This window comes from Pseudomonas sp. ok272 (assembly GCF_900109995.1).
Classification (GTDB): domain Bacteria; phylum Pseudomonadota; class Gammaproteobacteria; order Pseudomonadales; family Pseudomonadaceae; genus Aquipseudomonas.
This window is the reverse complement of sequence record NZ_FOCB01000036.1, coordinates 1-7,453: the sequence shown is the minus strand read 5'-3', so window position 1 is coordinate 7,453 and position 7,453 is coordinate 1. Positions and strand designations below refer to the sequence as shown.

The following is a 7,453-nucleotide window of genomic DNA, read 5'->3' as shown; positions in this document are numbered from 1 at the left end:
CCCAAATAAAAAGAACATGAAGCCGGCAAACAGTGGGCATAGGATCCCAAGCATAAAGGCGCCGGTAAATGGACCGCCCAACGTTACCTGCCAACTAAATACTTGAGGTAGGCCCATCCCGAAATCCATGTACGTATCGTTCAGTTCGCCAATATGCGGTCCATAAGGGGGCAGTGGCGAAGGCAATGGCAGCGGTGCCAAATAGGTCACGCGGCCACTGGGAAAGGGTTCGACATCACCTGCCTTGTGCGGTTGTTCAAGTTGCGGTTGAGGCATGGCGACATCAAGGTTATTGGGCATGGTCAGGCAGCTCCAGCAGATAGGTGTGAACCAACGCCATCACAAGGGGTTGTTTGATGGCCCCTTGCGGCAAGGGGAAAAGCTTTCCCGTATCGGTGGCGTCGAAGCGGAAAAAGTAGTTGCGTGATAACCACTTACCCTGCTCATCCAGCCGTTGTATGCAGATGCCAAGTTCCAGCGTGTGGGATTGGCTCAGTCCCGGTTCCTGTGCGCTCGGTGGATTGTCGAGGCGTAGGGCCAAGGGCTTGAGCTGGACAATCCGCAGGCTATTGATGACCTCTTGGGTAATGTCTTCGGCGGTATCCAAGGTGTAGGTGCGGCCAGCGCCACGACTGTGGAGGGTGTGGGTGATGCGTCTGGCCCAGATACCGAGACGTCGGGCAGGTTGACCGGCCATGGGGGGCTCGAGGTCGGCTAACGTCAGGCCCATCAAGACCACATGAATGTCGCTGGGCTTGGCCCGTAGCAGCAGGTTTTTCCACCAGGAATCACGGGCCACGGGGCCGAGGGTTATCTGCGGGGTCTGCAGCAGGTTCTCCAGCGAGTCTTGGTACTCATCCAGGGAGCGGTTGCTCGGTAAGCGGTCATCTTTATCTTTGCCCCACGGTGTGCGTTGCAGCCATTGGTCATGGGCATTGGTGTTGTAATAGTTGTACAGCCAGGTACCCGCCAGTTCGATCGCGGTAAACAGTGCGCCGGCCAGGTTGACCCGAAAATAGATACTGGATAACCGTGTGCCAGCAGCAGCCCAGGCGGTTGCTCTGGCAGCGCTGCCTTTGGCGATCAATACGGTGTAGCTCGCGTGTAGGGTGTGAACGCCAGCATAGGTGGCGGCGGCCATGGAACCTCCTGCTCCCAGCGCGGCAAATGCGGCTGCGCCCTGTGCAGCAGGGTTTCCGGCACGGGTTGCCTGCTGCCATTTCTCAACGTGCTGGTTAAAGCTAATCCATGCCGCTGACAGGCCAAATACATACGTGAAGATACCCAGCCCAATGTGCATCTTCCCCATCTGCACATGTATGCCTTTCACCGCATGGTGCTGGAGCGCCGTGGCAAGCTGTGCACTACGAGCCCTCAAGGCCGTGTCGGCAAGACCTTGTGCCGCCGTGAAGCCCACAGCGCCGGTAGATGCAACGGCTTCACCGAGTTTGCCCCATGCACGCTGATCCTTGGTCTGCTTGTTCATCTCCCTGATCACCCCCACCAAATTCACCAACTGCACCGCAAACACCACAAACCCCATCCCCTCGGTCTTCACCAGGCTCGCATTCGGCACCGTGCTCACCCCCTGCCGAATGTTGCGCAGCAGGCCGCGCACTTCCATCTGTTGCTCCGGCGGGAACACCAGGGTCACGCCGGCCCGTGCGGGGGTGGCGCCGTAGATACGGGTCGACTCGTCCAGCAGTTCGTTGACCGGGCTCAGGGCGCCGGCCAGCCGGGCTTCGTGCTGGTCGAGGGCCTGGCGCACGCGCACGATTTGTTGCAGCAGCTCCCTGGCCTGTGGGGTTTTGTGGCCTTTCTGGTTTTTGATTTGTTCGCGCTGGCGCACCAGTGACTTGAGCCTGGCGCGTTCGGCCTGCACCTCGCGCACGGTGGCTTGCAGCGCCGCGTGTTCGGCCGGGCTGGCGACGGTGAAGGTCACGCCGGTGGTGCGGGCGGCGTCCAGCAGAAGCGCGGGTAGGGCCTTGGGCAACTGACGGAACAGCTCGTTGAGGTCGGGGATTTTCCCCGCGCTCAGGTCAAAGTTCGCCAGGACTTGGTTGATGCCCAGGCTCAGCGCCGGGGCCAGTGTCTGGCGCACGGACTCGGCGAGGTCGCGGGTCGGCAATGGCAGGTCGTCGAGGGCTGGCAGGCGCGGTTGTTCGATCTTCTTCAGTTCCGCCAGCCAGTGCGGCAGATTGTTGAACAGGCCAACGCCGGCATTGGCCAGCGAGGTGAGTTTTTTCGTCAGGTCGAGCTGGTCCTTCAGGGGCAAGGTGTAGAACAGCGCCCGGGTCTGCTCGGGCTCGCGTTCGAGGAACTCGAACAGTTTGGGGGTTTGCTCATCATCGCGGCAGATGTCCTTGAGGCAGGCGTATTCACTGACCAGGGCCTGGCCCCGTTGAATCGACGACTGGCCGTCGTAGTACCACAGGGCCCGGTGACAGCGGCCGGCGCTGACCAGTGTCACGCGGTCGCCGGTGATGCGTTTGAGCAACTGGTTCCAGCGCTCGAGATCGGCACGCATCTTGGCCAGGGCCTTGTCCATGGCCGGGCGGTCGATCAAGTCGTTGATCCCGCGCTGGCCGAAGCTCTGGCCGTTGAGCACGTCCAGGACCTGCTCGCTGCGGGTCCTGCCGAGTTTGATCAGGGTGTCGAGGTGGCGCTCGACAAACTCGGGCGGGGCCTTGCTGAAGTGTTGGCGGGTGTAGTAGCGCCGGTCGGTGATTGCCAGGGCATTTTCTTGGTATTGGCGCAGCATCGGCCCGTAGGAGGGGAGCTGGCGCAAGGACTCGTCCAGGGTCTGTTTGCGCAGCGCTTCCAGCTCCGGGGAGGCTTTGCTCCGCGCCGGCGACACCTCGCCGTAACGATTCAGGTAGTCGAGCAAGGTCAGGCGCGTAGGCTCGCGGGTGGCCTCGGGCATGGCCCAAAGCTCATCGACCATCGCGTTGGTGGCCGGGTCGTTGCTGGCCTTGACCACGTTGTCGGCGTCAGCGGCGGTGAGCACGGTCAGGGACTCGATGTAGCAGGCCAGCAGGTAGTCGCGCTCGTGGTGGGGGGTGTTACGCCACTGTGTGACCCAGCCGACCACTGTGTCCTGATAGGCCGCCAGGTCCTGCAGCACGCCGAGGTCGTCGTGCACCATCAAAAACAGCGTGTCGGCGTGATAAAGGCTGCGCACCTGACCCAGCAACTCGCCCATGTGGGCCTCGCGAAAGCGCGGCGGTTGCTCCCACAGGTAGGGTCGGCGTTCGTGTTCGGGGGCTTGCGGGGTGTCGGCTGGGGGCGGCGCGGTCGAACCGGCCGCGTGCCGTGCGACGCGCTGCGCGGCGTGCGCCTGATCGGCCTGGGCCTGTTGCGCCGGGCCCGTGCCGGCCTCGGCGAGCCAGCGCTTGGCCTGCTCGACGGTCAGCAGGTCGGCCCCGCCGCTCTCGCAGTTGACCGGCCCCAGGTCGACCTTTTGCATGAAGTGCTCACGGTCCTCGGCACTGTCCAGCACTTGATGGCACTTGGCGGCGGTCCACTGCACCTGGGCGTAGTTCACGTACAGGGTGCTCTTGCGGGAGAACGCCAGTGCCGGGCGCGCCTCGCACATCACCCGCAGATCGACACCAACGGCTTTGCCCTTGAACAGCAGCTCGGTGACCATGCCGTTGTCGAGGCGGTACTCGTACAGCTGGTTGTCGAGGCTGTCGATGATGTACAGCCAGCCGTCACGCAACAGCCGCACGCCCAGCGGGCGGGTTTGCAGGGTGTAGGGCCGTTGCAGCTCGGCACCCGAGTCCATGATTGGCTCCACCAGGCCGTAGCGCAGGGGCAGGAGTTGCACGTGGGATTGCTTGAGCGGGCAGGTGCCGAGGGTGCCGAATCGGGCTTTGGAGGCCGTGGCAGCCGCGAGGTTGGCAGGCGCGATCATGGGCGCTCCCTGTGGGTGGCGATGTGGTGGGCGAGTTCAGCGGCGTGTGCGACACGCTCGCCGATGGGCTGCGGGGAAGGGCCGTGCAGCAGTTGTGCGATGGCGGGGTGCGGGTGCACGCCAGCGTCACCGAGCCAGGCCATGATGTTGGCGTAGTAATAGAGCTCAGCCGTATACCCCAGGCCTAGCTGTTGGGCCTCGTTCGTCCATTGCTCAAGCAGCGGCCAACGCTGGGCGAGCGACTGCTCGGCGCGCCAGTGGGGAAACTGCGTGCGCAGGTGGTTGTCGAGGTCCAACAAGGTGCGCCGACGGTCCACGTGATCCAGCGCGCTGTTGTGCTCCGGGCTCAGGCGGTATGGGGGGATGAGTGGCGCTGTTTTGCCCCGCGCCGGTCGATGGCGGTGCCAGGTGGTGGTCACACTGTCGGGAATGACCACCTGCGACAGTGGCCCGAACAGGTTCTGTGGCGCACCGCGAAACAGTACCTGCGCGACGGCGGCATCGGCCAGGCGCAGGAACACTTCCTGGCCGGTGGGCAGTTCGACCGTCAGCAGCGTTCGCAAGTGCCGGGCCACTTCATGGGCCGGCTGCGCGCTGAAGAGCAGCAGTCCCCATTCCTGGGCAGCATGCTCCAGATAAAAGTCCAGCGCCGGGTGGTCAGGGCCGGAGATTTGAACCAGGAGCGGTGAGACATCGCTCAACCCCCGGAACCGCGTGCAGTCATACAGCGCCACGCGGGGGGATGACGGCGCCAGTGTGGCGAACAGGCCTGGCAGATCGCGGCGGGTGGCGCCGTCCACCAACACAAAGGCGTTGTGTTCGGTCCACGGCAGGTCGTCAGGCAAGGTGGTCGATAGGCTCATGGGCGTGCGGCCTCGCAGATCAGGCAGCGTGAGCTGCGGCTCGCCAGCAGGGCGGCGCGTTGCTGGAGCGGTTCGAATGTCGATGCCATGGCCGGCAGTTCACCGGGCAGCAGCGGTGAGGTGGATGAGACGGCGGCGGCCGATCCGCCTTCGACAATCCGCACGCTGCTGAAAATGCCGCCGGGGCCGAGGCTCAGCCAGTGGCCCCCGGCCTGGACCGTCAACTGCGTACCGCCATCGAGCACGATTTGTTGCCCGGCACTGAGCTGTATCTCACCGGTGGCGGTGAGTTGCTGGTTGTTGGTCAGCACCTGTTGGCTGCCCGCCACCACCAGGTGGTCGTCCTGCCTGAGTTCGGTGAGGCGACTGCCATGGGTGATGCGATGTTCTTCGGCGTGCAGCTCGTGGCTGGACAGGCCTTTGACCTGTGTGTTGCGCTGGCCTCCCACTTCAAGGTGCTGGTCGTTGCGCACCAGTTGGGTGAAGTCGCGCTGGGCACGCAGGGTGATTTCCTCAAGGCCTTTGCGGTCTTCGATGCACAGTTCGTTGTAGCCATCGCCCCCGGGGGTGCTGTGGCTGCGGAAGATGCTGCGGGTCTGTTGGGCCGGCAAGTCCAGGGGCACCGGGGTTTCGGCGTTGGGCAGGCAGCCGAGCACCACGGGTTTGTCGGGGTCGCCTTCGCTGAACCCGACCAGCACTTCCATGCCGACCCGGGGAATCAGGACGCTGCCGTACTGTTGATGGGCCCAGCCGGTGACCACGCGCAGCCAGCAACTGGAATGTTCGTCGCTGGTGTCATCGCGGTCCCAGGGCAGGCGAACCTTGACCCGACCGAACGCGTCGCTATGGATTTCTTCACCGGGCGGGCCGGTCACGACCGCGCTTTCGGTGCCCAGTGCGGGCTTTTTGGGATGGTCCAGCGGCGGGCGAAACGACACGTGCTCGGGGATGGCGATGAAGTGGTTGCGATAGCCCTGGCTGAAGTCGTCGCCCGAGGTCGGGGACGGCGCGTGTTCCTCCAGCACCTGGGGCTGTTTGCCGACGTGCTCGACGTGCGTCAGTAGCCAGGCGTCGTTCCATTCCTGGCGGGGGTGGTCGGCGAGGGTGAAGCTGTGACCGCTGCGCAGGATCGGTTGATCGCTGCGGCCGTGGGCTTGCTTGTGGTCGCTGCGGTGGCGTTCCAGGGCACGGGTGGCCAACTGCCGGCCACGCCTGCGGTCGGTAAAGTGCGCGGGGAAGGCGTAGTCCTCGAGTGCGGGAGTTTGGGGCGCGTCGGCACTGGCGTTGAGTCGCAGGTTGGGGTGCTGGAAGTCGTAGTCGGCGCGGCTGACCTGGGTGGTGCGGGCCTCCAGGCGCACATTGAAACGATCCACCGTTGGCGCGTATGCCACCTGGCCGCTACCGGGCAGGTAGGCGGTGGCGGGGGTGAGTGGCGCGAATGCCGCCTGGTCCTCGCCGAAGACCAGGAAGTGGCCATCGGTACTGTGTTGGAAGTGAAAGTGCAGGCCTTCTTCTTCGCACAGGCGTTGGATGAAGTGCAGGTCGGTTTCGGCGTACTGCACGCAGTATTCGCGCGGCTCATAGGGAGTGCGCAGCTGAAAGCGCCAGGTGTCGGCCAGGATCGCGTGATCGGCCAGGACCTTGGCGATGATCTCGGGCACGCTCAGGTGTTGGAAGATGCGCTTGTTGTGGCGGTGCGCGAGGTAGGCCAGGCGCGGGACCAGTGTGACCTGATAGTGAGTCAGGCGTGCGTTCGATTCGCCCTGGGCGGCGCTGTAGATTGCGCCGTGGATACCGCTGCCCTCGGCGCCCAGGCGCAGAAAGGCCGGGCGGTGCAGCAGGTTGTCGAGGTCCAGGTCGGGCCGCTCGCTGACCAGGGTGATGCGGAACTCGAAGGGCTGGTTGATGGCTTCCTTGCCGGAGAATTCAAGTACTTGAAGGTCGTGGGTAAAACCTTCGACGGTGAACAAGAAAGGCGTCAGATCGGCAGCACGGTGCATTCACATGTCCTTTGCGCAGAATAAGGGCGTGGGACTTTGCGTTGATTGGCCGTCTGATGCAGTCAGCTGAGTCTACTTTGGAGGTAGGACGTTTCTGTTTATCGCGGCTTGGGCTGTGCAGGAAGTGATGACATGGGCTGAGGGATACAGCGAGGTGAGGGGTCACTGCCGCTGTTTAAGGTGACGGGGATGTTGGCGCCTGGTCCAGGTTCCCTTGTGGGAGTGGGCTAGCTCGCGAAAGCAGTGGTCAGTCGGTGGAGGTGTTGGCGGTGCTGGCCACTTCGCGAGCAAGCCCGCTCCCACCCTGGTCCACGGCGAACACACATCCGGGGAGCAGCTCAATTCTTTGTAGGAGCGAGGCTTGCCCTAATGCCAGTCAGTTAAGCGAAACCCACGTGGGAGCGAGCCTGCTCGCGATAGCAGTAGGTCAGTCAACGGAGATGTTGGCTGTGTTGCCGTCTTCGCGAGCAGGCTCGCTCCCACAGGTTTGGCGCCTTAACTGACTGGCATTAAGGCTTGCCCGCGAAGGCGGTACGTCTGACGACATCGATGTTGAATGGGCTGGCCGGTTCGCGGGCAAGCCTCGCTCCTACGGGCTCAACCCAGATTCCTACTCGCGATGGCGGTGACGAGCGGCATGGCTAAGACAGTTGCTCCCACAAAGGGATCTCCAG

At 63.7% G+C, this 7,453-nt stretch carries 3 protein-coding genes and 1 pseudogene; all 4 read right to left on the bottom strand.

Going from position 1 to position 7,453, the window contains the following annotated elements:
* Window positions 1-300 (bottom strand): annotated as a pseudogene (locus BMW74_RS24255) (hypothetical protein); the annotation flags it as partial.
* Window positions 290-3,916 (bottom strand): toxin VasX, encoded by a 3,627-nt coding sequence (locus BMW74_RS24250; protein ID WP_093426628.1) that lies wholly within the window; start codon window positions 3,914-3,916, stop codon window positions 290-292. The pseudogene BMW74_RS24255 and the gene BMW74_RS24250, both read right to left, overlap by 11 nt.
* The gene (locus BMW74_RS24245; protein ID WP_093426627.1) at window positions 3,913-4,779 is read right to left on the bottom strand and encodes a DUF4123 domain-containing protein; all 867 of its coding nucleotides are present in this window, start codon (window positions 4,777-4,779) and stop codon (window positions 3,913-3,915) included. The genes BMW74_RS24250 and BMW74_RS24245 overlap by 4 nt, the downstream gene beginning before the upstream one ends.
* Window positions 4,776-6,779 carry a type VI secretion system Vgr family protein gene (locus BMW74_RS24240; RefSeq protein ID WP_093426626.1) on the bottom strand — a complete coding sequence of 668 codons (2,004 nt, stop codon included), beginning with the start codon at window positions 6,777-6,779 and terminating at the stop codon, window positions 4,776-4,778. Before BMW74_RS24240 ends, BMW74_RS24245 begins: the two co-directional genes overlap by 4 nt.
* Between the last annotated feature and the right edge of the window lie 674 nt (window positions 6,780-7,453).

Bases quoted from the DNA above. Each gene is read 5' to 3' on its own strand.
- BMW74_RS24250 (WP_093426628.1), bottom strand. From the start codon at position 3,916: ATGATCGCGCCTGCCAACCTCGCGGCTGCCACGGCCTCCAAAGCCCGA.
- BMW74_RS24245 (WP_093426627.1), bottom strand. From the start codon at position 4,779: ATGAGCCTATCGACCACCTTGCCTGACGACCTGCCGTGGACCGAACAC.
- BMW74_RS24240 (WP_093426626.1), bottom strand. From the start codon at position 6,779: ATGCACCGTGCTGCCGATCTGACGCCTTTCTTGTTCACCGTCGAAGGT.